Source organism: Deltaproteobacteria bacterium (assembly GCA_035063765.1).
Lineage (GTDB): Bacteria > Myxococcota_A > UBA9160 > UBA9160 > PR03 > CAADGG01.
The window spans coordinates 52,588-76,684 of the sequence record JAPSFT010000015.1 but is presented as its reverse complement, the minus strand read 5'-3'; the positions used below and the strand labels follow the sequence as shown (position 1 = coordinate 76,684).

General features: G+C 75.8%; 21 protein-coding genes. 20 read left to right on the top strand and 1 reads right to left on the bottom strand.

Features of this window, described 5'->3' with window-relative positions:
* Positions 1-29 precede the first annotated feature (29 nt).
* The 13 genes from OZ948_12765 to holA all read left to right on the top strand — a co-directional run bounded on the left by OZ948_12765 (position 30) and on the right by holA (position 14,656).
* Positions 30-413: a response regulator gene (locus tag OZ948_12765; protein MEB2345606.1), complete on the top strand. Its 384-nt coding sequence runs from the start codon at positions 30-32 to the stop codon at positions 411-413.
* A 6-nt stretch (positions 414-419) separates the two neighbouring features.
* Positions 420-2,627 carry a chemotaxis protein CheA gene (locus tag OZ948_12760; GenBank protein ID MEB2345605.1) on the top strand — a complete coding sequence of 736 codons (2,208 nt, stop codon included), beginning with the start codon at positions 420-422 and terminating at the stop codon, positions 2,625-2,627.
* Positions 2,624-3,193 carry a chemotaxis protein CheW gene (locus tag OZ948_12755; protein MEB2345604.1) on the top strand — a complete coding sequence of 190 codons (570 nt, stop codon included), beginning with the start codon at positions 2,624-2,626 and terminating at the stop codon, positions 3,191-3,193. The genes OZ948_12760 and OZ948_12755 overlap by 4 nt, the downstream gene beginning before the upstream one ends.
* Positions 3,190-3,699, top strand: coding sequence for a chemotaxis protein CheW (locus OZ948_12750; protein MEB2345603.1), 510 nt, complete (start codon positions 3,190-3,192; stop codon positions 3,697-3,699). Before OZ948_12755 ends, OZ948_12750 begins: the two co-directional genes overlap by 4 nt.
* A gap of 596 nt (positions 3,700-4,295) precedes the next feature.
* Positions 4,296-5,216: a response regulator gene (locus tag OZ948_12745; protein MEB2345602.1), complete on the top strand. Its 921-nt coding sequence runs from the start codon at positions 4,296-4,298 to the stop codon at positions 5,214-5,216.
* Positions 5,213-7,312 carry a HEAT repeat domain-containing protein gene (locus OZ948_12740; protein ID MEB2345601.1) on the top strand — a complete coding sequence of 700 codons (2,100 nt, stop codon included), beginning with the start codon at positions 5,213-5,215 and terminating at the stop codon, positions 7,310-7,312. Before OZ948_12745 ends, OZ948_12740 begins: the two co-directional genes overlap by 4 nt.
* 38 nt (positions 7,313-7,350) lie before the next feature.
* Positions 7,351-8,238: a protein-glutamate O-methyltransferase CheR gene (locus OZ948_12735; protein MEB2345600.1), complete on the top strand. Its 888-nt coding sequence runs from the start codon at positions 7,351-7,353 to the stop codon at positions 8,236-8,238.
* Positions 8,235-9,320, top strand: a complete 1,086-nt coding sequence (gene cheB / locus OZ948_12730; GenBank protein MEB2345599.1) for a chemotaxis-specific protein-glutamate methyltransferase CheB — start codon at positions 8,235-8,237, stop codon at positions 9,318-9,320. The genes OZ948_12735 and cheB overlap by 4 nt, the downstream gene beginning before the upstream one ends.
* Positions 9,317-10,132 carry a GAF domain-containing protein gene (locus OZ948_12725; GenBank protein MEB2345598.1) on the top strand — a complete coding sequence of 272 codons (816 nt, stop codon included), beginning with the start codon at positions 9,317-9,319 and terminating at the stop codon, positions 10,130-10,132. The genes cheB and OZ948_12725 overlap by 4 nt, the downstream gene beginning before the upstream one ends.
* Before the next feature lie 11 nt (positions 10,133-10,143).
* Positions 10,144-10,521: a response regulator gene (locus OZ948_12720; GenBank protein ID MEB2345597.1), complete on the top strand. Its 378-nt coding sequence runs from the start codon at positions 10,144-10,146 to the stop codon at positions 10,519-10,521.
* 7 nt (positions 10,522-10,528) lie between these two features.
* Positions 10,529-13,087 carry a HAMP domain-containing methyl-accepting chemotaxis protein gene (locus OZ948_12715; protein ID MEB2345596.1) on the top strand — a complete coding sequence of 853 codons (2,559 nt, stop codon included), beginning with the start codon at positions 10,529-10,531 and terminating at the stop codon, positions 13,085-13,087.
* A 25-nt stretch (positions 13,088-13,112) separates the two neighbouring features.
* Positions 13,113-13,679, top strand: a complete 567-nt coding sequence (gene lptE, locus OZ948_12710) for an LPS assembly lipoprotein LptE (GenBank protein ID MEB2345595.1) — start codon at positions 13,113-13,115, stop codon at positions 13,677-13,679.
* Positions 13,676-14,656, top strand: a complete 981-nt coding sequence (holA, locus tag OZ948_12705) for a DNA polymerase III subunit delta (GenBank protein ID MEB2345594.1) — start codon at positions 13,676-13,678, stop codon at positions 14,654-14,656. The genes lptE and holA overlap by 4 nt, the downstream gene beginning before the upstream one ends.
* Before the next feature lie 9 nt (positions 14,657-14,665).
* Here the strand turns inward: holA and rpsT are convergent, their stop codons facing one another.
* Positions 14,666-14,929: a 30S ribosomal protein S20 gene (rpsT, locus tag OZ948_12700; GenBank protein MEB2345593.1), complete on the bottom strand. Its 264-nt coding sequence runs from the start codon at positions 14,927-14,929 to the stop codon at positions 14,666-14,668.
* Positions 14,930-15,086: 157 nt separating this feature from the next.
* On the opposite strand from rpsT, the gene OZ948_12695 reads away from it, so the two are divergent.
* From OZ948_12695 to lysS, 7 genes are all read left to right on the top strand, one after another.
* Positions 15,087-17,075 (top strand): hypothetical protein, encoded by a 1,989-nt coding sequence (locus tag OZ948_12695; protein MEB2345592.1) that lies wholly within the window; start codon positions 15,087-15,089, stop codon positions 17,073-17,075.
* Between the two features lie 3 nt (positions 17,076-17,078).
* Complete coding sequence (locus OZ948_12690; GenBank protein ID MEB2345591.1) at positions 17,079-18,176, top strand: DUF4388 domain-containing protein; 1,098 nt, start codon at positions 17,079-17,081, stop codon at positions 18,174-18,176.
* A 96-nt stretch (positions 18,177-18,272) separates the two neighbouring features.
* Complete coding sequence (locus OZ948_12685) at positions 18,273-19,352, top strand: PhoH family protein (protein MEB2345590.1); 1,080 nt, start codon at positions 18,273-18,275, stop codon at positions 19,350-19,352.
* Entirely contained in the window at positions 19,349-19,825 is a 477-nt protein-coding gene (gene ybeY, locus OZ948_12680; GenBank protein ID MEB2345589.1) for an rRNA maturation RNase YbeY, read from the top strand. The genes OZ948_12685 and ybeY overlap by 4 nt, the downstream gene beginning before the upstream one ends.
* Positions 19,822-21,450 (top strand): apolipoprotein N-acyltransferase, encoded by a 1,629-nt coding sequence (lnt, locus tag OZ948_12675; GenBank protein MEB2345588.1) that lies wholly within the window; start codon positions 19,822-19,824, stop codon positions 21,448-21,450. The genes ybeY and lnt overlap by 4 nt, the downstream gene beginning before the upstream one ends.
* A protein-coding gene (gene prfB, locus OZ948_12670; GenBank protein MEB2345587.1) for a peptide chain release factor 2 occupies positions 21,447-22,611 on the top strand; the annotation gives its coding sequence in 2 pieces (ribosomal slippage) (positions 21,447-21,557 and positions 21,559-22,611; 1,164 coding nt in all). The genes lnt and prfB overlap by 4 nt, the downstream gene beginning before the upstream one ends.
* Before the next feature lie 4 nt (positions 22,612-22,615).
* A complete protein-coding gene (gene lysS / locus OZ948_12665) occupies positions 22,616-24,094 on the top strand; it encodes a lysine--tRNA ligase (protein MEB2345586.1) in 1,479 nt (492 codons plus the stop codon).
* Positions 24,095-24,097: the final 3 nt, after the last annotated feature.

Genomic DNA, 24,097 nt, shown 5'->3' with positions numbered 1-24,097 from the left:
GGCGCCCCGGCGCGGGCGGGGTGCGACGCGTGCAGCACATCCTGATCGTGGAAGACTCGCCGACCATGCGCTCGCTGGTCGTCTCCGCGCTCGAGGAGCTCGGCCGGCCGATCCGGGTCACCGAGGCGGCGAGCGGCTTCGAGGCGCTGCGTGCGCTGCCCCGCGACCACTACGACCTGATCGTCACCGACATCAACATGCCCGACATCAACGGCCTCGAGCTGGTGTCCTTCGTGCGGCGCAACGCGGCCTACCGGGCCATCCCGCTGCTGATCATCTCGACGGAGGGCTCCGAGCGCGATCGCCTGCGCGGCCTCGAGCTCGGCGCCGACGCCTACCTGGTGAAGCCGTTCGAGCTGGACGCGCTGCGCCGCACCGCACGGGAGCTGCTGGCGAAGGCGCGGGAGGAGTAGCTCCCGATGGCGGCGCGCCGCACGCGATCGCCCGCGCGCAGCAAGGCGGCGCGCGAGTTCGTGTCGGAGGTCGAGGACCTCCTCGAGCGGATGCGCGCGGACCTCGCCGACCTCGGCGACCAGCGCGCCGGCGGCGGCGAGCTCGAGCCCGAGCTGGTGAACCGCCTGTTCCGCTCCGCCCATACGCTGAAGGGCGTCGCGGGCATGTTCGGCTTCGAGGGCATCGGCGGGCTCGCCCACCGCCTCGAGGACGTGCTCGACGACCTGCGCATGGGTCGCCTCGGCCCGGGCGCCCCGGCGCTCGACCTGCTCGACGAGGCGGTCGCGGTGCTCACGGTCGAGGTCGAGGCGGCCGGGCGCGGCGCCGCCCGGCCCGAGGGCGGCGCCGAGCTCGCGGGGCTCCTCGCGCGCATCGAGGCCGCGCGCGCGGCGAGCCCCGAGGCCGCCGGGCCGGATCTCCCGTGGCTCGACCCGGCCCTCCTGCGTTCGCTCACCGAGTACGAGGAGCACCGCCTGCGCGAGAGCCTGCGCCGCGGCCGCGCGATCCACCTGGTCGAGGCCGGCTTCGAGCTGCTCGCCTTCGAGGAGGGGCTCGCCACGCTCAGCGAGGCCGCCCGCGCCCAGGGCGAGGTCCTCTCCACGCTGCCCGCCCCGGGCGACCAGCCCGAGGCCCAGATCCGCTTCTCCCTGCTCGTCGCGAGCGACCACGACCTCGCGAGCTTCGAGCGCCGCCTCGACCTCCCGCACGCCACCGTCCGCAACCTCCATCCCGGCAACGCTGGAACTGCGTCCGCTCCAGCAACGACACAGAGCAGCGCGCAGGGGAGGCGCCCTGCACGCGCAGCCGCCGAAGGCGGCGGAGCGCGCAGCGAGCCGCAGGCGAGCGAAGCCCATCAGGACGTCCCCGAGGCTTGGCAAGTTCATCCGAAGGACGGCCTCGAAGGCCGTCCTTCGGATGCATCCGCGGAGACAGAGGACCACGACCCCCACCGCCCCGCCGACGACCTCGAGTCCCTGAAGTCGATCAGCGAGACCGTCCGCGTCGACATCCGCAAGCTCGACGAGCTGATGAACCTGGTCGGCGAGCTCGTGATCCAGCGCGGCGCGATCGGCGCGCTGATCGACCAGCTGCTGCTCGAGCCGCGCGCGGCGCGCCTCGGCCGCGAGCTCGCGAAGGTCCACAAGGCGCTCGACCGCAAGCTCCAGGAGCTCCAGGCCGGCGTGCTCGAGGTGCGCATGGTGCCGCTGCGCCAGGTGTTCGAGAAGCTCTCCCGGGTGGTGCGGCGCCTGCGCCGCGACTGCGGCAAGGACGTGCGGCTCGAGATCCGCGGCGGCGACACCGAGCTCGACAAGCTGATCGTCGAGGAGCTGGCCGACCCGCTCATGCACGTGGTGCGCAACGCCTTCGACCACGCGATCGAGCCGGCCGCGGAGCGGGCGGCGGCGGGCAAGCCGGCGGAGGGCACGATCCGCATCGAGGCGCACCAGCGCGGCAGCCACGTCGTGATCCAGGTCTCGGACGACGGGCGCGGCGTCGACCTCGAGGCCGTGCGCGCGCGGGCCGTCGCGCGCGGGCTCGTCGACGCCGACGCGGCGCTCAGCGCCAAGGAGACGCTCGACCTGATCTTCCTGCCCGGCTTCTCGACCCGCGACGCCGTCACCGAGACCAGCGGGCGAGGCGTCGGGATGGACGTGGTGCGCGAGAACGTGACGAGCCTTGGCGGGCTGGTCCACGTCGAGTCGCGGCGCGGGCACGGGACCACCATCTCGCTGACGTTGCCGATCACGCTCGCGATCATCCAGGCGCTGGTCGTGGGCGTCGGCGAGCAGCGCTTCGCGATCCCGCTCACCTCGGTCCTCGAGTCGCTGCTGGTCGACGACGTCGAGATCCTGCGCAGCGAGGGCCGCGAGCTCCTGAACCTGCGCGGCGAGCCGCTCCCGCTGCGGCGGTTGCACGCGGAGTTCGGGCTGCCCGCCCCGGCCCCGGGCGCCCGCCAGGCGGTGGTGGTCGTGGGCCTCGGCGACGTGCGGGCGGGCCTGCTCGTGGAGCGCCTCGAGGGCCAGCAGGACGCGGTCATCAAGCCGATCCAGGGCCCCGTGCGCAGCGTGCGCGGCATCGCCGGCGCCACCGAGCTCGGCGACCGCGGCACCGTGCTGGTCGTCGACGTGGCCGCCCTCGTCGAGGACGCCGGGCGCCGCCGGGAGGCCGCGTGACGCGCGCGGAGGCCACCGGGCCCGTGGAGGAGGCGGCCTTCGTCGAGCGCTGGGACGACGTGGCCCGGCGCGCCGCCCGCCGGATCGCCGGCCGTGCCGGCGACGAGGCGCCGGCCGAGCTGCGCGAGCTGCTCGTGATCTGGCTCGACGGCGACCCCTACGCGCTGCCCATCGAGCGCGTGCGCGAGATCGTGCGGCTGCGCCCGATCACGCCCGTGCCGCGCGTGCCCGACGCGGTGCGCGGGGTGCTCTCCCTGCGCGGCGAGATCGTCCAGGTGCTCGACCTGCGCCTGCGGCTCGGCCTGCCGCCCGCGGCGCTCGACGCGGCCCGCCGCCGGCAGCGGATCGTGGTGCTCCACGCCGAGGACGGGCAGCTCGCGGGCCTGCTGGTGGACCGGGTCAGCGAGGTGCTGCGCACCCCGGCCGAGGCGCTGCGCGCACCCGCGGCGCGCGAGGCCGAGGCGGTGGTCGCGCTGGTGCCCCACGGTGAGCGCTTCGTGTCGCTCTTCGACGTCGACCGCCTGCTCGAGCTCGAGCGGCGCGTCGAGCGGAGCGCCGTCCCGTGAGCCCGGCCTCCGACGACGCGCCCGTCGAGCTGGCGTGCTTCGAGGTGCACGGGCAGCCCTACGGGATCGACGTCCAGCACATCCGCGAGATCGTGCGCGCGCAGACGGTGACCCCGCTGCCGCGCGCGCCCGGGCTGATCGAGGGGGTCATCGACCTGCGCGGCACGATCGTGCCGGTGATCGACGCGGGCCGCGCGCTCGGCGACCACCCGAGCCAGGAGGGACCGCGGGCGCGGATCGCGATCCTCGAGCTCGACGGGCTGGTCTTCGGGCTGCGGGTGGACGCCGCGGCCGACGTGGTGGCGGTGGCGGCCGGCGACGTGGGCGAGCCCCCGCCGCTCGTCTCCCAGGCCGGCTACGAGACGGTACGGGCGGTGGTCCGGCGCGCCGACGGGCTTCCGACGCTGGTGCTTTCGCTCGAGCATCTGCTCGAGAGCGTGTACCGCTCGGCCCTCGGGGGCCGCGAGCCGCCGGGTCCCGAGCGGGCGGAGCCTGCGGAGCCCTAGCGTGGGGCGGGGCCGGCTCCCCTCGATCGGCAGCAGTCGGCGCAGGGGCGCGGGAAGCGGGCCCCGGCGGCGCGGGCGGCGCTCAGTCCCCGGCCGGAGCGGCCGATGAGAGCAGGGGATCGGCAGCCAGGCCGCGGATCGGGCTCGCCCGGGCGCGGACGCGAGAGGAGTCGGCGATGATCGCGGCGTGTCCGAAGTGCCACACGCGCTACCGCGTGCAGCCCGAGCAGCTCGGCCCCGACGGCGCCCGCCTCCGCTGCAGCTCCTGCAACGCCGTCTTCCGGGTCCGCGCCCCCGCACCGGCACCCGCACACGCACCCGCTCCGGCCGCGTCCGAACGAGGCGCGTCTGGTGAAGCCCCGCACGAAGCGCGTCCGCCTGGCAGCACGCCGGGCGGGCGCGCCGCGAGCGAAGGTGGCGGAGCGCGCAGTCTGCAAGCGCGCGAAGCGAGCGCGCTGCACGGCCCGGCCGAGCGGAGCGCCTCGGGAGCGCGGGCGAGCGAAGCCCGCCGGGACGCCGCCGAGGCCCGGCAGGTCCCTCGCAGCGAGGGCCTCGAAGACCGCCGCTCCGATCCGTTCGCACACCGACAGGGCCCGGTGTCGGATCCGGCTCCCGAGCCCGGCCCCCGCTACGACCGCGAACGCCTCGTCGTCGTCGCCCACGCCGACCCCGACGCCGCCAAGAGCGTCGCCGAAGCGCTCGAGGAATGGGGCCTCGAGACGCTCGTCGCCTGCGACGGCGTCGAGGCCATGCTCGCGATCCAGCGCGCGCTGCCGCGCGCCGTCGTGCTCGACGCGGCGCTGCCCAAGATGTACGGCTTCCAGGTCTGCGAGATCGTGAAGCGCAACGAGAGCCTGCGCGAGACGCGCGTCGTGCTGGTCGGCGCGATCCACAAGGAGGAGCGCTACCGACGCGCGCCGAGCGACCTCTACGGCGCCGACGTCTACGTCGAGCCCCCCGACCTTCCCGACGCGCTGCTCGAGATCCTGACCCGCTTCGGCCTCCCCCTCCGTGCCGACGCCGCCCCGAGCCCGCTGCGCCCCGCCGCCCCCTACGGCCACGTGGCCCGCGGCGCCGGCCTGCGCGACTCCCGGACCGAGCCCCTCCTTGGCGAGGAGCCCGCGCCCGCGGCGCATCCCGAGCCCCCCCGCGACGACGGGCCCGCGCGCGACGTCACGCGCGAGGCGCCCCCGCGCGGCAGCGCGCCGGGTGGGCGTTCCGCGAGCGCGCCTGCCCCGGCCCCGCGCCCGCTCGTCCAGCCCGCGGACCCCCTCGCCGCCGAGCGCGCCAAGGCCGAGCGCCTGGCCCGCATCATCGTCTCGGACATCGTGCTCTACAACCCGGAGAAGTTCGCGGCGGCCGCGCGCGCGGGCGGCGACGTCGCGGTCGCCATGCGCGACGAGCTGGAGGAGGGCCGGGCCCTGTTCCGCGATCGCATCGACGCCCAGGTGCGCGCCGAGCGCGACCACCTGGCGGAGGAGCTCGGCCGGGCGGCCCGGGCGCGGGGCGGGCGGTGAACGTCGCGGACCCCCGGGATCGCGCGAGCATCCTCGAGGATCTCGCCAGCACCGACGAGGAGCTCCGGCGACTCGCCGTCGAGCGGTTGCCGCTCCTGCCCGCCCCCGAGGCACTGCCGATCCTGGCCGGCCGGCTCGGCGACGCGAGCTGGCGCGTGCGCAAGAGTGCGGTCGAATGCCTGGTGCAGGCGCCCGAGGACTGGCCGCTCGCGAGCCACCTGCTGGCCGCGCTGGCCGACGACGAGAACCCCGGCCGCCGGAATGCCGCGGTCGAGGCGCTGGTGCGCATCGGCCCGCGCATGATCGAGCCGCTCCTCGGCGCGGCCGGGAGCCCCGACGTCGACGTGCGCAAGCTGGTCGTCGACACGCTGGCCGGGATCGGCAGCGAGCGGGCGGTGCCGCAGCTCGTGGGCATGCTCGACGACCCGGACCCGAACGTGCGCGCGGCCACCGCCGACGCGCTCGGCGCGATCGGCGGTGGCGAGGCGGTGCGGGCGCTCTGCGGGCTCGCGCTCGGCGCGGACCACGACACGCTCGTGCGTTTCTCGGCGCTGCGCGCGCTGGCGCGGCTCGAGACGCCGCTGCCGGCCGCGGCGCTCAAGTCCGCGCTCGCCGACCCGGTGCTGCGCCCGGTCGCCTTCGCGGTGCTCGGACACGGCGACGAGCCGGAGTCCGCCGACGCCCTGCTCGCCGGCCTCGCCGCGCCTTCGCGGAGCTCCCGCGAAGCGGCCATCGAGGCACTGCTGCGGGTGGCCGCGCGCGCCGACGCCGCGACCGCCGAGCAGCTCCTCGGCCGCGTGCGGCGGGCGGCGCTCGCCGCTCCCGCCTGCATCGAGGACGCGATCGAGCGGCTGGCGGACGCCGAGCTCGGGGTGCGGCTCCTGCTGGTGCAGTTCCTCGGCGTCGTGCGCGCGCCCGCGAGCGTCGCGGCGCTGCTCGGCGCCGCGCAGGACGAGGCGCTCACGGAGGTGGCGCTCGCCACCCTCACCGGCTTCGGCGACGACGTGGAGGCGCTGCTCGACGAGCGCTGGCCCGCGCTCCCCGTCGAGGCGCGGGCGCACGCCTGCGAGCTGCTCGGCCGCCGCACGAGCGCGCTCGGCACGGCGCGGCTCGTGGCGGCCCTCGACGACCTCGACCCGACGGTGCGGATCGCGGCCGCGCGCGGACTCACGCGCCGCGCGGATCCGCTCGCCCTGCGCGCGCTGGTCCGGCGGCTCGAGGCGACCGCCCACGATCCCGAGCCCGAGGCGCAGGACGAGCGCGAAGCCGTGACCGGAGCGCTGGTCGCGATCGCGATCGCCGCGGCCGAGGACGCGCGGCGCACCACCCTCGAGATCCTGGCGGCGGGCTTCGACGGGGCGGCGGAACCGGTGCGCCTCGCGGTGGCGTGCGTGCTGCGCGAGGTCGCCGGCCCCGAGCACGCCGAGCACATGTCGCTGCTCGTGCAGGACCCGAGCCCCGTCGTGCGTCGCGCGGCGGTGGCCGCGCTGGCCCGGATGGGCGCAGCGTCCGCTGCCGAGATGCTGCACCTGGCGCTCGCCGACGAGGACGCGGCCGTGCGCATCGCCGCCGCCTCGGCGCTCGGCGAGGCGCCCGACATCCACACGCTTCCCGACCTCGAGCGCCTGCTCGCGGACGACGACGCGGGCGTGCGCGCGGCGGGAGTCCGCGCGCTCGCTGCGCTGCCGCCCGCGCTGCTCGCGGACGCCGCGGTGCGCGAGCGGGTCGCGGCCTTGCTCAGCGGCGCACTCGGCGACGTCGCGCCGGTCGCGATCGCGGCCGTCGAGTCCTTCGAGCGGGTCGGCGGCTCGCTCGGGCTCGCGCCGGTCCGCACCGTGATCGCGCACGCCGACCCGGAGGTCGTGCAGAGCGTGGTGCGCTGCCTCCAGCGCCACGGCGCCGAGGACGACGTGCAGGCCCTGCTGCCGCTGCTCGGGCACCCCCACTGGGCCGTGCGTGCCGACGCGATCCAGGCCTTCGGCGAGCGCCGCATGCGCTCGGCGCTGCCGCCGGTGCTCCGGCGCCTCGAGCTCGAACAGGACGAGTTCGTGCGCGACGTGCTGCTGCGCACGCTCGCGCGACTCGAGGAGGGCTAGCCGCTGCCATGGGAGGGGAGCGACCGGCCGAGGTCGCGATGAGCGACGCGGAGTTCCGCATGCTGACGGAGCTCTTCCGCTCGCACTGCGGCCTGCACTTCGGGAGCGAATCGCGCTACCTGCTCGAGCGGCGGCTCGGACGCCGGCTCCTCGAGCTCGGCCTGCGCAGCTTCACCTCCTACCACTACACCCTGCGCAGCGACACCAGCGGGGAGGGAGAGCTCGCCTGGGCCATCGACCACCTCACCACCAACGAGACCTACTTCCTGCGCGAGCGCCAGCAGCTCGAGGCGCTGGTGCAGGAGATCCTGCCCTCGCTCCAGGCGCGGCGCGGCGGGCGGGAGGGCGGCGCGGTGTCGATCTGGTGCGCCGGCTGCTCGAGCGGCGAGGAGCCCTACTCGATCGTCATGCTGGCCGCCGAGGCCGGTCTCGAGCCCGGCCGCGACCTGCGCGTCTACGCCTCCGACATCTCGCGCCAGATGCTGCACAAGGCGCGCCGCGGGCTGTACCGCGAGGCCTCCTTCCGCCAGACCGAGCCGTGGCTGCGCCAGAAGTACTTCGTCGAGAAGGACGGCCAGTTCCGGATCGCCGACGAGGTCAAGCGTCACGTCAACTTCGCGCACCTGAACCTGCTCGACGAGAAGCGCATCGCCCTGCTCGGCGTGCTCGACGTCGTGCTGTGCCGTAACGTGATCATCTACTTCGACCTCGAGACCAAGCGGCGCGTGGTCGGGACCTTCCACGACAAGCTGCGTCCGGGCGGGTACCTGCTGCTCGGGCACTCCGAGTCGCTGATCAACCTCTCGACCGATTTCGCGCTCGAGCACCTCCGTCACGACATGGTGTATCGACGGCCGGCGGAGAGCGACCCCTGGCACGAGACGGCCGAGCGCACGCTGCTGGCCGTGGACCGGGGGCCGCGATGAAGGCCCAGCAGAAGATCCGCGTGCTGGTGATCGACGACTCGGCCTTCAGCCGCCGCACGATCGCGCGGATGCTGGAGCGCTCGCCCCTCTGCGAGGTGGTGGCGGCGGCCGCGGACGGCGAGGAGGCGCTGCGCCAGACCCTGCGCCTCGAGCCCGACCTGATCACGCTCGACCTCGAGATGCCGCGCATGGACGGCTTCACCTTCCTGCGCCTGGTGATGAGCCGCTGCCCGACGCCGGTGATCGTGATCAGCGGCCGCAAGGGCGACCAGGACGTGTTCCGTGCCCTCGACTTCGGCGCGGTGGACTTCATCGCGAAGCCGACGCCGCGCGCCGGGCCCGAGCTCGAGCAGATCGAGCAGGAGCTGCTGCGCAAGGTGCACGCCGTGCGCGAGCTGCGGATCGAGAAGGTGCGCGAGCGGCTGGAGGCCCAGCCGGCGGTACGCGTGCCGGTGCCGCGGGCGTCCTCGGCGCCGCAGCTGGTGGCGGTGGGCTCGTCGACCGGCGGGCCGGCGGCGCTGATGCAGATCCTGGGCTCGTTCGTGCGCGCTCCGGGCGCGTCGCTGGTCGTGGCGCAGCACATGCCGGCCGGCTTCACGCGCGGCTTCGCGGAGCGGATCCACCGGCTCACGCCCTTCGAGGCCCGCGAAGCGGAGGACGGCGACGAGCCGGGGCCGGGTCGTGTGCTGGTGGCGCCCGGCGGCCAGCACCTCGAGTTCGAGCGCAGCGGCGGCCGCACGGTGGTCCGCCTCGTCGCGGCCGCGCCCGCCGACAAGTACGCGCCCTCCGTGGACCGCCTCTTCGCGTCCGCGGCCAAGCACTATGGCGGCAGCGATCTCCTGGCGATCGTGCTGACCGGGATGGGCGACGACGGGCGCCGCGGGGTCGCGGCGGTCAAGGCCGCCGGCGGGCGCGTGGTGGCGGAGTCGGAGGAGACGGCGGTGGTCTTCGGGATGCCGCAGCAGGCGATCCGAAGCGGCGCCGTCGACGCGGTGCTGCCGCTGGCGCAGATCCCGGTGGCCATCGAGTCGGGCGTCGAGGCGGCGATGGCGATCCCAGGGGCTCGGAGGGGGCCAGCATGAGCGAGAAGCGCGAGGGGTTGTTCGCCCGGGCGGAGGAGGTGCTCGGGCTGTTCCGCAAGGGCGCCGAGTTCACCCAGGAGCTGATCCGCGAGAACGAGCGGCTGCGGCGGGAGCTGGCGCGCCTGGAGGGCCAGCAGCTCGCGGCCTCCGACGAGCAGGCCTGGGAGAAGCTGCGCGGCGAGCTGCTCGCGCGCATCGAGAGCCTGGAGGGCGAGCGCACCGGCATACTCGAGCGCCTGCGCCAGGTCGAGGACGAGAACCAGCAGTTCACGGCCCGCTACATCGAGATCGAGGAGGAGAACAACAACCTCGCCAGCCTCTACGTGGCGAGCTTCCAGCTCCACTCGACCCTGCACCTCCAGGAGGTGCTGCAGATCATCGTCGAGATCGTGATCAACCTGATCGGCGCCGAGGTCTTCGCGATCTACGTGCTCGACGAGAAGACGAGCGTGCTCTCGCCGGTCGCCTCCGAGGGCGCCGTGCTCGGGGCCTTCCCGATCTGCCGGCTCGGCGAGGCGACGGTGGGCACGGCGGTGCAGAGCGGCGAGACGGTCTGCGCCGAGTCGCTCGACGCGGGCGAGCCGGGCCAGCCGATCGTCGCGATCCCGCTGCGCGTGCAGGAACGGCCGATCGGCGCGATCGCGATCCAGCGCCTGCTCCAGCAGAAGGACGGCTTCTCGCCCCTGGACCACGAGCTGTTCACGCTGCTCGCCGGGCACGCCGCCACCGCGATCTTCGCGGCGCGGCTGTACTCGCAGTCGGAGCGCAAGCTCAACACGATCCAGGGCTTCATCGACCTGTTGACCAAGTGAGGGGCGGCGCCATGACCCGTCATCGCATCCTGATCGTCGAAGACAGCCCCACGATGCGGCAGCTCCTGGTGTTCGCCCTGAAGCGCCTCAAGGACGTCGACATCGTCGAGGCCCAGGACGGCATGGACGGCCTGCGCAAGGTGACCAGCGACCACTTCGACCTGGCGCTCGTGGACATCAACATGCCCGTGATGGACGGCCTGAAGCTGATCAGCCTGATCCGCGGCGAGGAGGGCCTGAAGGGCATGCCGATCATCGTGATCACGACCGAGGGTGCGCGCGAGGACCGCGAGCGCGCGCTGGCGCTCGGCGCCGACGAGTACCTGACCAAGCCGATCCAGGCCAACAAGGTGCTGCAGGTGGCCAAGGCCCTGCTGAAGCTCGGGTGAGGACGCCGTGACGCACCCCGACACGACTCCGCTCGCCACCGTGACCGGCCCGAGCGGCCGGCGCCTGCTCTGGCGCGTCACGCTGCTCCTGGCGCTCTCGGCCCTGGTCAACGTGGTCGTCTTCGGGTTCTTCCTGGCGCGGCTGCTCGACTGGACGCCCGACGTGTGGCGCACCTTCGCAGTCATGGTCGGAATCGGGATCGTGCTGCTGCCGGTGATCGCGCAGCGCTTCCAGCCGAGCCTGCGGGCGCTGTGCCGCTGGCTCGACCGCCGCAGCGGCAGCCCCGAGGAGGACCTCCGCGCCTTCGCGGCCACCATCGGGATCGGCCGCGAGGTGCTGCGCAACTCGCTCCTCCTGTGGCCGCTCAGCGCGCTCGCCGTCGCGGTCGCGATGCGGCTCCTCGAGCCCTCGGTGAGCGTGCTCGACGGGCTCACCCTGCTGGCGGCCGGGTCGTTCGCCGCCGTCTTCTCGCTGCCGGCGGTGAGCTTCCTGATCCAGCGCGAGGTCGCGCCGATCCGCCGCCATCTGGCGCTGGCGATCGACGACCCCGACCGGCGTGCCTCCGCCGTGCGTGGCGTGGCGATCGGGGTGCGGCTCCAGGGCACCGTGGTCGTGACGACCCTGATCCCGGTGTTCGCGATGCTCTGCGTCGCCCACCGCGAGGTGGCGACCGCGGTCGACTCGTTCGCGCACGCCCGCCAGCAGGAGTGGCTCGCCACGGCCGCGGGCGCCGTCGGGCGCGGCGTGACCCCGGCCGGCGCGCCGGTCTCGCCGACGGCGGGCCGCTGGCTGCTGCTCGACGACGGCGGCCGCACGCTCGCCGCGGGTGGGGCATCGGCGGCGGCCCTGGACCCCGCGGCGCTCGGCTCGCTCGCCGCCGAGACGGGCAGCGGCCGCACCGGCTCGGAGCTCTTCGCCTGGCAGCGCGTGGCGCCCGAGGGCCCGGTGCTGGTCGCGCTGCTGCCGACCCACGCGCTCGGGGCCGGCCCGGGCGCGCTCTCGGTCGAGCTCGCGATGCTGCTCGCCACCGGCCTCGTGCTCGCCTGCTCGGCCGCCTGGCTGATGGGGCGCGAGATCGGGCGGGGCATCGCGGCGCTGCGGGTCGAGGCCGGCCGCATCGCGGCGGGCGATCTCTCGCGGCCGGAGGTCTTCGAGTCCGACGACGAGCTCGGCGAGCTCGCGCGCGCCTTCGACCGCATGCGCCACGCGCTGCGCGAGACGGTGGCGCGCGTCGCGCAGGCGGCGGACCGCGTCGACCACGCGGCCGCCGAGCTCGGCGCGGTCGGCTCGGCGGTCGCCACCGCCGCCGGCGAGCAGGAGCGCGCGATCACGCAGGCCCGCGAGTCGACCGACACCGTGCAGGAGCAGGCGGGTGGGATCACCGCCTCGGCGCAGGAGCTGTCCGCGTCGGTGGAAGAGTCCTCGAGCTCGATCCTCGAGATGGGCGCGGCCGGCGAGGAGCTGAGCCAGACCGCCTCGCTGCTCTCGGGCAAGGTGGACGAGGTCTCGACCTCGATCGAGCAGATGATCCGCAGCGTGACCGGGATGGCGCGCAACGTGGACGGCCTCTCGGACGCCGCCCTGGAGACGCAGTCGTCGGTCGACGAGATGGCGGGCTCGATGCGCGAGGTGAACACCAACGCGGCCGAGACGGCGCGCCTCTCCGCGCAGGTGGTCTCGGTGGCCGAGGGCGGGCGCGAGAAGGTGCAGGAGACGATCGCCGGCATGGAGGCGATCCGTGACGCCACCGACACCGTCGAGCAGGTGATCCGCGGGCTCGGCGGCCGCGCCAAGGAGATCGGCGCGATCGTGGACGTGATCGACGACGTCGCCGACGAGACGAACCTGCTCGCGCTCAACGCCGCCATCATCGCGGCCCAGGCGGGCGAGCACGGGCGCGCGTTCTCGGTGGTCGCCGAGGAGATCAAGGAGCTCGCCGACCGCGTGATGGCGAGCACCAAGGAGATCGGCTCGCTGATCCGCTCGGTGCAGGACGAGAGCAGCGCGGCGATCGCGGCGATCGAGCGCGGCAGCGCGAGCGTGTGGACCGGGGTCGAGCGCTCGGCAGAGGCCGGCGAGTCGCTGGAGGCGATCACGCGCACCGCGCGCGAGAGCGGCCAGCGCATCGCCGAGATCGTGCACGCCGTGCAGGAGCAGGCGCGCGCGGCCGATCACGTGCGCGGCCTGATGGACCGGGTCCGCGTCAGCATCGACCAGCTGCGCCACGCGACGGGCGAGCAGGAGCAGGGCAACGAGGTGGTGCTGCGCGGCACGTCCACGATGCGTGACGTGGCCCAGCAGGTGCACCGCACCACCGAGGAGCAGGCGCGCGGCGGCAACCAGATCCGCTCGGGCATCGAGGTGGTGCGCCAGGCGGTGGAGCGCATCGACCAGGCGCTCCAGGACCAGGCGGCCGCCTGCCGCCAGTCGGCCGCGTTCATGGGGCGCGTGTCGGATGCGGCGCGCGCCAACCACGAGGCCGCCGCGCAGGCGGAGCACTCGGCGGGCGAGCTGCGCGCGGCCGCGGGGACGCTGCGCGAGGAGATCCAGCGCTTCCGCCTGTAGGCGCGGTCTGCTATGGAAGCGCGCCATGCGCCGCGCGTCTCCGCTTCCGGCCCCCCGGCTCGCCCGTGCGCCCCTCCGCGGCCTCGCCGTCGTCCTGCTCGCGGCGCTGGCGGGCTGCTCGGGCTATCACGTGGTCGGCGCCCGCACCGGCCTCGGCGACGTGCGCCGCGTCGCCGTCGAGCCGCTCGCCAACCGCTCCTACGAGCCCGGCATCGAGCGCATGGTGACGGCCGCGCTGGTGCGCGAGTTCCAGCGCCGCGGCGGGGCGTCGGTGGTGCGCGATCCGGCCGGCGCCGACCTGGTGCTCTCGGGGGCGGTGGAGCCGGTCCTCACGCGCTCGCGCAGCTTCTCGTCCGTCGAGCTCGCGCTCGAGTTCGAGGTGGAGCTCGCGGTGGAGCTCGTCGCACGCCGCGCCGACGGCAGCGAGGTCGCCATCGACGGCAGCGTGCTCCGCGACTGGGAGCTGTACCTGGCCAGCGCCGACATCGAGGTGGAGCGCAAGAACCGCGACGAGGCGCTGCGCCGGCTCTCGGCGCTGCTCGCGACGCGCGTCCACGACGCGCTCTCGGAGCGCCTCGCGGCGGAGCCGTGACCCCCGACGAGCTGGCGGCGGAGCTCGGCGCCGGCCGCGTGCGGCCGGCCTACCTGCTGGCGGGCGGCGAGCCGCTGCTGCGCGACGACGCGCTGGCCGGCCTGCGCGCGGCGGTGCTCGCCGGCGCCCCTGCCGACTTCAACCTCGACCGCCTCGAGGGCGACCAGGCCACCCCGGGGCAGCTCGCCGACGCGCTGCGCACGCTCCCGATGCTGGCGCGGCGGCGGCTCGTCTGGCTGCGCGAGCCGGCGGGAGGGCGCGGCGCCTGGAAGGCGCTCGCCGAGGCGCTCCCGGCGCTGGTGCGCGCGCTCCCGGACGACGCGCCCGCCGTGCTGGTGGTGAGCGCCGGCCCGCCCGATCGCCGGCTCGCGTGGGTGAAGGCCTTCCAGGTCGAGCCGGCGGCGCTGGTCGCCTGCGAGGCGCCGACCCAGGCGCGCGAGCTGGCGGCCTTCGCGCGCCAGGAGGCGAAGCGGCTCGGCCTGAAGCTCACCGCGGATGCGGCCGACGACCTCGCCGAGCGCGTCGGCCCCCACCTCCTGCGCCTGCGCAACGAGCTCGAGAAGGCCGCGCTGCTCGCGGGCCCGGGCCAGCCGATCACCGCCGCGCACGTGCGGGAGGGCGTCGCGGACCTGGCCGAGGAGCCGGTCTGGGACCTGACGGACGCGATCGGCGAGGGGCGCGCGGCCGACGCGCTCGCGGTGCTGGCGCGGATGCTCGCCGCGGGTGCCCCGGCGCCGGTCGTGCTCGCGGCGCTCGCGACCCACCTGCGCAAGCTGCTCCGCGTGCGCCATGGCGGGCGGGTGGCCGGCCCGCCCTTCGTGCTGCGCAAGCTCGAGAGCCAGGCCCGGCGCTTCCCGGCCGCGCGCCTGCTCTCCGGGCTGCACGCGCTCCACGAGACGGACGAAGCCCTGAAGGGGCAGGGCGGCCTCGCTCCCGAGCTGGCCCTCGAACGGCTGGTCCTGAACCTGGCGGTGTAGCGGAGTCGCTCAGGCCCGCGGCTTGTTGGCGCGCTTGGCGAGGCGGCTGACGAGGCGGCTCGCGCGCCGCTTCGGGATCACGCCCTTCGAGGCCGCGCGGCGCAGGGCGCTCTCCGCCTGCCGGACGCGCGCTGCCGGATCGCCGGTGCCGGCCTCGAGGTCCTCGCGGACGCCCTTCAGGACGCTCCGCGTGCGGGCGCGGATCGTGCGGTTGCGCTCGCGGCGCTTGGCGTCCTGGCGGGCGCGCTTCTCGGCGGACTTGTGGCTGGCCAAGGCGTCTCCGGGCTCGAGGGGCGCGGAGCATAGGGGCGCCGCGGTGGGCCTGCCAGGACCCGGCAACGAGCCGCTTCATTCCGAGCACGGGCCGGCCGATACGCCCCCTGGACGCGAGTCGCCGTGCCGGCCTCGAGGCACGGCGGGAGGGGAGCAGTTGACCCGCAGCGCGCTCGGGTCGGGGTGGAGGGCCCGCAAGGCCGCCGTCCTGGTGCTGCTGTTCGGCCTGGCGCCGGCACGGGCCGGCGCGCAGGACGTGGTCCCGCCGGTGCCTGCTCCGGCCGCCGCGTCCAGCGCCGAAGGCGCTGGCCCGGCGCCCGCTCCGCCTGCTGCGGCGCTCCCCGGCGAGGCCGCGACCCCTCCGCTCGCGGCGGCCTCCCTCCCGGCGCCCCCGGCGATCGCGCCGCCGCCGGCCCCATCGCCGCCGCTCCCGCTCGCCCTGCCCGCGCTCGAACGCGCGTGGCGCGCGCCGGCCGGGGGGCCGGGCGAGCGCGCCGCGCGGGTGCGCGCCGCTGCCGACGCGCTCGGGATCGCCGACGTCGAGCCCGTGGCGCGTGCCTTCCTGGTAGATCCCGCCGCCGGGCCGGCCCTCGCCCGGGCCGAGGCCGCGGTCCGCGTCGCACCGGGCCTGCCCGCGGCGCAGCTCGCCCTGGCGCAGGCCGCGTGGCGCGAGGGCGGCGGCACGGGCGCTGCGCTCGCCGCCGCGCGCCGTGCGCTCGCGGCCCTGCCCGGGCACCTCGAGAGCCTGCTCTGGCTCGAGGCGAGCGTCCTCACGCTGCTCTTCGCGGCCGCGCTCGCGGCGGGCTTCCTGTGGATCGCGGCGCGCGGCGGCCTCGCCGCGCCCCACGCCGCCCACGATCTCGCCGATCGCCTCGACCCGCACCTGCCCGGCTTCGTGCGGGCGGCGCTGCTGGCGGCGCTGGTGCTCGCGCCGGCCGCCCTCGGCGAGGGCGTGCTCGGGGCCGTGCTCGCGCTCTTCGCGCTCGCCTGGTGGGCCGGCGACACGAGACAGCGTCGTGCCCTCGGGGCCGCGGCCACGCTGCTGGTGCTGGCGCTCGGACCGCTCGCGGGCGCCGCCGGGCGGGCCCTGGCGGCGCTCTCGGCCGACCCCGTGGTGCTCGCCGTCGATGCTGCCGAGAGCGGCTTCGTCGGTCCCGCCGACGCGGCGCGCCTCGAGCGCGCCGCGGCCGCCGGTGATCCGCTCGCGGTCCAGGTGCTCGGCCGGCGCGCGCGCCGGCTCGGCGACCTCGCGCGCGCCGAGGCGCTGGTGACGCCGCTGCTCGAGGGCACGGGCAGCTCCGATCCCCGCCTGCTCAACGACGCCGGCAACCTGAAGCTCCTGGAAGGCGACACGGCCGGGGCGATCGGGCTCTACCGGCGCGCGATCGACCTGCAGCCATCCGCGGAGCTCTGGTTCAACCTCGCACAGGCGCACATGCGGGCCATCGACATCGAGGCCCACGAGGCGGCGCTCGAAGCAGCCCAGCGGGCGGACGCCGGCCGCACCAGCGAGCTGACGCGCCGGCTCGCGGAATCGGGCGAGGCGCTCGTGGACCTTCCGTTCCCGGCCCGCGCGCTCCGCGCGCGCCTGCTGGACGCGGCCGACCCGGCGGCCGGGGCGGCGCTGCGCGCCCGCTGGGCGCCCGGTGTGCTCGGGCGTGCGCCGTGGCGGGCGCTGCTCGCGTTCGCCGGGGCCGCCGCCCTCGCGACGCTCCTGGCCCACCGCTCGGCGCCGTCGCGAGGCTGCCTCGCCTGTGGCGCCCGGCTGTGCGCGCGCTGCGGCCTCGGCGACCCGCGCGAGCAGCGCTGCGCAGACTGCGCGCGCCAGCAGCTCGAGGCGCGGCACGGCGGGCCGTGGGAACGCGGCGACCGCGGCGGGAGCTCCGGGATCGTGCAGCTCGCGCGCCGGGCGGTGCGCGTGCTGCCGGGCCTGACCGACCGCGCGCCGGCCCGGCCCGGGTGGTCGCTGGCGGCGCTGGCGGCGCTCGCGGGCGCGGCGGCCTTCGCGGCCGGGCACCGGGGCGTCGTGCCCGATCCCGCCGCGGTGGGGGCGAGCGGGCCGCTCGCCCTGTCGCTCGCGGCCGCCGTGCTGGGGGCGGCGGGCATTGCGTTCGCGATCGGCTCGCGGCGCGCGGAGCGACGCTAGCCCATGTCGATCGCGCTCCACGGCAACCTGCGCGACTTCGGGATCGGCGAGGTCTTCCAGCTGATCGGCCAGCAGCGCAAGACCGGCGTCCTGCAGGTGCGCGGCTCGCTCGGCGAGGTGGAGCTGCGCTTCGACGACGGCCGCGTGGTGTCGGCGTCGCCGGTCGGCGCCTACGAGGACGAGGCGCTCGGCGACATGGCGGTGCGCTGCGGCGCGCTGCCGGGTGAGCGTCACGCGGCGGCGGAGCGCGCGCGCAGCGGGGCGGGCGACGCGCTGCGCCGGCACCTGGTCGACGCCGGGCTCGCTCCGGCGGCGCTCGACGAGGTCGAGGACCTGCTGACCCGCGAGACGCTCTTCGCGCTGCTGCGCTGGGACGACGGCTCGTTCCGCTTCTCCGCCCAGCCGATCCCGCACGATCGCCCGCGCGAGGCGCTGATCGCGGCCGAGCAGGTGCTGATGGACGGCCTGCGCATGGTCGACGAGTGGAGCGCGCTGCTCGGTGAGCTGCCCGCGGAGACGCTGGTGTTCCGCCGCCGCGGCAGCCTCGAGGAGTACCGGCGCTCGCCGGCGGGCCGTTCGTCACCGTGGCCGGCCGAGGCGGAGCAGCTCTTCCTGCTCGTCGACGGGCGCGCCCCGGTCCGCCGGGTGATCGACCTCTCGCGGCTCGGGACCTTCGCCGGCATGCGGATCTTCGTCGAGCTCGAGCGCTCGGGCTGGATCGAGCCGCTGCGCGACGAGGCGGCCGGGGGCGCTCGCGAGCACCGGCCGGCCGGGCGCGCATGGCTCGGCGCGGTGCGCGTCGCTCCCTTCGCGCTGCTGGTGCTGCTCGCGGCCGTGGCCTTGGCCGGCCGCACGCCGGCCGTCCCGGGTGTCGCGATCGCGCACGATCCGCTCGCGGCGGCGAGCGCGAGCTGGGAGGCGGAGCGCGTGCGGCACCTCGCGCTGGCCGCCGGTCTCGCACGCGGGCGGCCGCCCGCGTCGCTCGCCGAGCTCCCCGCATGGCCCGACGGCGACGGCACCGCGTTGACGGCCGAAGAGGCCGCCGCCTACCATGTGGCGCATCGCGACGGGGGCATCCTGGTCCTCGCCCCGGAGCGCTGAAGCCCGATCCCCCGCGCCGGCCCCACCCGACGGAGCCGGCCCCACCGGACGGAGCGCCCCTCCCTGGCCGAACGAGACGCCAGCACCCGCCAGACCCTGATCTTCGAGGACAACCGCATCGCAGCCGAGCTCTACGGCGAGGGCGAGCGCTCGCTGCGCATCCTCGAGCGCGAGCTCGGCGTGGACGTGCGCGCGCGCGGCAACGAGGTGCGCCTGGTCGGCGAGCCCACGGCGGTGGCGGCGGCGCGCAAGGTGCTGGAGGAGCTCTACGGCTGGCTGCGCCAGGGCCATCCCGTGCAGGCGCGCGACGTGAGCGCGGCCGCGCGGCTCGCCGCCGGGCGCCCCGACGTGGAGCTCGCCGAGGTCTACGAGGACGTGCTCTCCTCGGTGGGCTCGCGGCGCCGCGTGATCGCCAAGAACCTCTCCCAGCGCCGCTACATCGAGCGGATCCGCGAGCACGACCTGGTGTTCGCGATCGGTCCGGCCGGGACCGGGAAGACCTACCTCGCCATGGCGTGCGCGGTGGCCGCGCTGAACCGCCGTGAGGTGTCGCGCGTGATCCTCACCCGTCCCGCGGTGGAGGCGGGCGAGCGGCTCGGCTTCCTGCCCGGCACCCTGGCCGAGAAGGTCAACCCCTACCTGCGCCCGCTCTACGACGCGCTCCACGACATGGTGCCCTTCGAGAAGGCCGAGCGGCTGATCGAGCGCGGTGTGATCGAGGTGGCGCCGCTCGCCTTCATGCGCGGCCGCACCCTCAACGACTCGTTCGTGATCCTCGACGAGGCGCAGAACACGACCAGCGAGCAGATGAAGATGCTGCTGACGCGGCTCGGCTTCGACTCGAAGGCGGTGGTCACCGGTGACACCACCCAGATCGACCTGCCGCCCGAGAAGACGAGCGGGCTGATCGAGGCGACCCGCATCCTCGAGGGCGTGGAGGGGATCGGCTTCATGCGCTTCTCCGAGGCCGACGTCGTGCGCCACCCGCTGGTGCAGAAGATCATCCGCGCCTACGACCGCGCGTTCCCGATGGATCCGGCGTCGCGCGAAGCGCTCCGGGGGCTCGAGCCGGCCCGTCCGGACTCCGAGCCGGCCTCCCCGCGCCCGGGGCCCGGTGGGCCGCACGAGCCCGCGGAGGAGCCTCCCGGCGAGCCTCCGGAGCCGCCCGGCGGATGAGCGTGCGGCTGTGCGGTCCGCCGCGCCGCGCGGGTGGCCCGGCGCCGGACCGCGCGCTGCTCGCGCGCCGCGCGCGCGCGGTGCTGCGCGCGCTCGGGCACCCGCGCGCCGAGCTCTCGCTCGCGCTCGTCGACGACGCCGCGATCGCCGCCCTGAACGAGCGCGACCGAGGGCGCGCGGGCCCGACGGACGTGCTCTCCTACTCGCTGCTCGAAGGCCCGCACAGCGAGCGGCGCGCGGGCCTGCTCGGCGACGTCGTCATCTCGGTCGACACCGCCGCGCGGCAGGCGCGCCGCGGGCGCCGCAGCCTCGACGACGAGTGCCTGCGCCTGCTCGTGCACGGAGTCCTGCACCTGCTCGGCCACGATCACGAGCGGGACGACGAGGCGCGCCGGATGCGGGGCGAGGAGCGGCGCGTGCTGCGCGCGCTGCAGGCGGCCGGGGATCCCGGGCGCCGGAGCCGCCCGGCGTGAGCGCCCGCACCCGCGCGCCGCGCACCGCACCCGGCGGTCGTGGCTGGCTGGCCGGCTACGTGCTCGCGACCTTCCTGTCCTTCCCGCATCCGGCCGGCGGCGGCGTGCTCGACCTCGGGCTCGTGGCCTCGTGGCTCGCCCCGGCCTGCCTGCTGCTCGGCCTGCGTGGGCTCGGGGCGGGCGCCGCAGCGCGGGCGGCCTTCGTCGCGGGCCTCGCCGCGCACGCGGCCGTCTTCCACTGGATCCACGTCGTCACCGTCACCTACGGACACGCGCCGGCCCTGGTGGGGCCGCTCGCGGTCGTGCTGCTGGCGCTCTACCCGGCGGCCTTCGTCGCGGCCTTCGGCGCGGGCGCCGCGGCGCTCGCGCGCGCCGGGGCCGGCGCGGGCGGGGAGGCGGGCCGGCTGCCGTCGCCGTGGGCGGCCGCCGCGCTGTGGGCCGCGCTCGACCACGGGCGCAGCTTCCTGCTCACGGGCTTCCCCTGGGCGCTCCTCGGCTATGCCCAGCACGACAACCGCGCGCTCCTCGCGCTCGCTCCCTACACCGGCGTGTACGGGCTCTCGTTCGTGGTGGCGCTCGGGGGAGCCGCGCTCGCCGACGCGATCACGGCGCGCCGGCAGGGCCGCCCCGTGCCCCGGCGCGCGTGGGCGGCCCTCGCGGCGATCGCCCTCCTGCACGGCGCGGGCGGGCTCGACCTGGCGCTCGAGCCCGGCGACGAGGGCCTCGCGCGCGTGCGGGTGGCGGTGGCGCAGGGGAACATCGGGCAGGGCGTGAAGTGGAGCCCGGAGTGGGCCGATCGCACGCTCGCCCTCTACGAGGAGCTGACCCGGCGCGCCGCGGGGGAGGGCGCGCAGGTGGTGGTCTGGCCGGAGACGGCGGTGCCGGGCTCGCCCGACGCCTTCCCGGAGCTCGCGGACCGGCTCGCCGGCCTGGCGCGCGAGACCGGCGTGGCGCTGGTGGCCGGCGCGCTCGGCTTCCAGGAGCGCGAGGGCCGGCGGCGCTTCTGGGACAGCGCCTTCGCCTGGGGTCCCGGCGGCCAGCTCGTCACCCGCTACGACAAGGCCCACCTGGTGCCCTTCGGCGAGTACGTACCGTGGCGCGCGCTCCTCGGTCGCTTCGTCGAGGCGGTGGCGCGCGGCTCGGCCGACACCGACGTGAGCCCCGGTCCGGGCCCGCAGGCCTTCGCGCTGCCGCTGCCCGGGAGCGTCCCCGAGATGACCGCCGGCGTGCCCATCTGCTATGAACTGCTCTTCCCGGACCTGATGCGGCGATTCGCGGCTGGCGGTGCCGAGGCGCTCTTCGCGATCACCAACGACGCGTGGTACGGACGGACCGGAGCGCCGTATCAGTTCCTCGCCATCACCGAGCTGCGGGCGGCCGAGAGCCGGCTGTGGATCGCGCGGGCGGCCAACACCGGCGTGTCGGCGTTGATCGACCACCGCGGGCGGGTGCGGGAGCGGACGGAGATCTTCGAGCGCGAGGTGCGGGTGGGCGAGATCGTGTTGCGGCCGGCCCCCCGAGGCGGCTCCTTCTACGTGCGACACGGCGACTGGTTCGCGATGGCCTGCTGGGCAGCGACGGCGATCCTGCTCGTCGCGGCGCGGCGCCCGCGGAGGACGGCATGAACGACAGGGCGGGCGACTCGAGGGCGGAGAAGGACTGGCTCCCCGCAGAGCTGGCGGAACGGCTGCGCCGGCAGCGCGAGCGCCTGGCCGAGTTCCGGGGGCGTCTTTGACGTCCCGGGGCTGCGCGCCAGGCTGACCGAGCTCGTGGCCGACAGCGCTGCGCCGGACCTGTGGAGCGACCGCGAGCGTGCCGAGCAGGTGCTGCGCGAGAAGGGCGCGATCGAGCGCAAGCTCGCTCGTTTCGACGCGGTCGGCGCGCAGCTCGACGACGCCGGCGTGCTGCTCGAGCTCGCCCAGGAGGAGCAGGACGCGGCGGCACTCGCCGAGGTGGCCGAGCGGCTCGACGCCGGCGCCGGTGCCCTCGACGAGATCGAGCTCGACCTGCTGCTCGGCGGCGAGCACGACGCGTCCCCGGCGATCCTGTCGATCAACGCCGGGGCCGGCGGCACGGACGCCTGCGACTGGGCCGAGATGCTGCTGCGCATGTACCTGCGCTGGGCCGACGCGCACGGCTTCGGGGTCGAGGAGCTGGACCGCCAGGCCGGGGACGAGGCCGGCCTGCGCAGCGTCACGATCCTGCTCCAGGGCGACCACCCCTACGGCTGGCTGAAGACGGAGCAGGGGGTCCACCGGCTGGTCCGGATCTCGCCCTTCGACGCCAACCACCGGCGCCAGACCGCCTTTGCCGCGGTCTCGGTGCTGCCCGAGGTGGAGGACGCGCCGGAGGTCGAGATCGACGAGAAGGACCTGCGCGTGGACACCTTCCGCTCGAGCGGCGCCGGCGGCCAGCACGTGAACAAGGTGGAGTCGGCGATCCGCATCACCCATCTGCCCACCGGCATCGTGGTGCAGTGCCAGAACGAGCGCTCGCAGCACAAGAACCGCTCGACGGCGATGAAGGTGCTGCGGGCACGGCTCTGGGAGCGCGCGCGGCTCGAGCGGGAGGCGAAGATGGCGGCGCTCTCGGGCGAGAAGAAGGAGATCGGCTTCGGCTCCCAGATCCGCTCCTACACGCTGCACCCCTCGCAGCGCGTGAAGGACCACCGCACCGACGTCGAGATCGGCAACGCCGACGGCGTGCTCGACGGCGACATCGACCGCTTCCTGCGCGCGGCGCTGCTGACCCGCGCGGGGGCGTCGCGCGAGCCCGCGGGATCATGAGGCCGTGAGCGACTACGAGCGCGAGGCGCGCCGCGAGCGCGTGCGCTCGCTGCGCGCGGCGGGGATCGACCCCTATCCGGCGCGCGTCGGGCCGGTCGAGCGCGTCGCCGCGGTGCGCGAGCGTGGCGACGGGCGCGACGCGGCGGCGCTCGAGGCCGCGCCCGAGACGGTGGCGGTGGCGGGCCGGGTGATGGCGATCCGTTCGTTCGGGAAGCTCGTCTTCCTGACGCTGCGCGAGGACGGCCTCGACCTCCAGGCGAGCGGCAAGAAGGCGGAGCTCGGGGACGAAGCCTTCGCCCGGCTCGGCGAGCTGGCGGTCGGCGACTTCGTGCGCGTGGAGGGTCCGCTCTGGCGCACGCGCACCGGCGAGCTCACGGTGGACGCGCGCCGGGTCGACCTGCTGGCCAAGGCGCTGCGCCCGCTGCCCGAGAAGTGGCACGGCCTCCAGGACGTCGAGAGCCGCTTCCGCCAGCGCTACCTGGACCTGCTCGCGAACCCGGCCACGCGCGAGATCGCGCTCGGGCGCTCGCGCGCCGTCCGCGCGATGCGCGCCTTCCTCGACGCGCGCGGCTTCCTCGAGGTCGAGACGCCGGTGCTCCAGCCGCTCTACGGGGGCGCCGCGGCGCGCCCCTTCACGACCCGTTACGAGGTCTACGACCAGGACGTCTACCTGCGCATCTCCGACGAGCTCTACCTGAAGCGCCTCGTGATCGGCGGGCTCGAGCGCGTCTACGAGATCGGCCACAACTTCCGCAACGAGGGTGTGTCGCGCAAGCACAACCCCGAGTTCACGATGATGGAGTGCTACCAGGCCTACGCCGACTACCGCGACATGATGGAGCTCGTGCAGGGCCTCGTGCAGCACGTGGTCGAGGCCGTCACGGGAGGCACCCGCCTGCGCTACCGCGGGCAGGAGCTCGAGCTCGCCGGCACCTGGCCGCGCCGCACGTTGCGCGACGCGGTCCTCGAGCGCACCGGCGTCGACGTGCTCGCCGCGGCCGACTTCGCGGCCCTGCGCGCGCGCGTCCTCGAGCGGGGCCTCGATCCCGGCGACGCGCCCACCTGGGGCCAGCTCGTGGACCGGCTCTTCAGCGAGCACGTCGAGCCGACCCTCGTGCAGCCCACCTTCGTCGTCGACTACCCGGTGGAGCTGTCGCCGCTCGCCAAGCGCTCCGCCGAGGATCCCCGCCTCGTGGAGCGCTTCGAGCTCTACCTGGCGGGCATGGAGCTGGCGAACGCCTTCAGCGAGCTCAACGACCCGGATGACCAGCGTGCCCGCTTCGAGGAGCAGCGCCGCCTGCACGCGGCGGGCGACGACGAGGCCCACCCGCTCGACGAGGACTTCCTGCTCGCGCTCGAGCACGGCATGCCGCCGACCGGCGGCCTCGGCGTCGGCGTCGATCGGCTCGTGATGGTCCTGACCGACGCCGCGCACCTGCGCGAGGTGCTGCTCTTCCCGTACATGCGCCCCGGGTCGAGCTGAGGA

What these genes read in the sequence shown, in the direction of transcription:
- OZ948_12760 (MEB2345605.1), top strand. Translation starts at nt 420, where the DNA reads ATGGCGGCGCGCCGCACGCGATCGCCCGCGCGCAGCAAGGCGGCGCGC.
- OZ948_12735 (MEB2345600.1), top strand. Translation starts at nt 7,351, where the DNA reads ATGAGCGACGCGGAGTTCCGCATGCTGACGGAGCTCTTCCGCTCGCAC.
- cheB (MEB2345599.1), top strand. Translation starts at nt 8,235, where the DNA reads ATGAAGGCCCAGCAGAAGATCCGCGTGCTGGTGATCGACGACTCGGCC.
- OZ948_12725 (MEB2345598.1), top strand. Translation starts at nt 9,317, where the DNA reads ATGAGCGAGAAGCGCGAGGGGTTGTTCGCCCGGGCGGAGGAGGTGCTC.
- OZ948_12720 (MEB2345597.1), top strand. Translation starts at nt 10,144, where the DNA reads ATGACCCGTCATCGCATCCTGATCGTCGAAGACAGCCCCACGATGCGG.
- lptE (MEB2345595.1), top strand. Translation starts at nt 13,113, where the DNA reads ATGCGCCGCGCGTCTCCGCTTCCGGCCCCCCGGCTCGCCCGTGCGCCC.
- OZ948_12690 (MEB2345591.1), top strand. Translation starts at nt 17,079, where the DNA reads ATGTCGATCGCGCTCCACGGCAACCTGCGCGACTTCGGGATCGGCGAG.
- ybeY (MEB2345589.1), top strand. Translation starts at nt 19,349, where the DNA reads ATGAGCGTGCGGCTGTGCGGTCCGCCGCGCCGCGCGGGTGGCCCGGCG.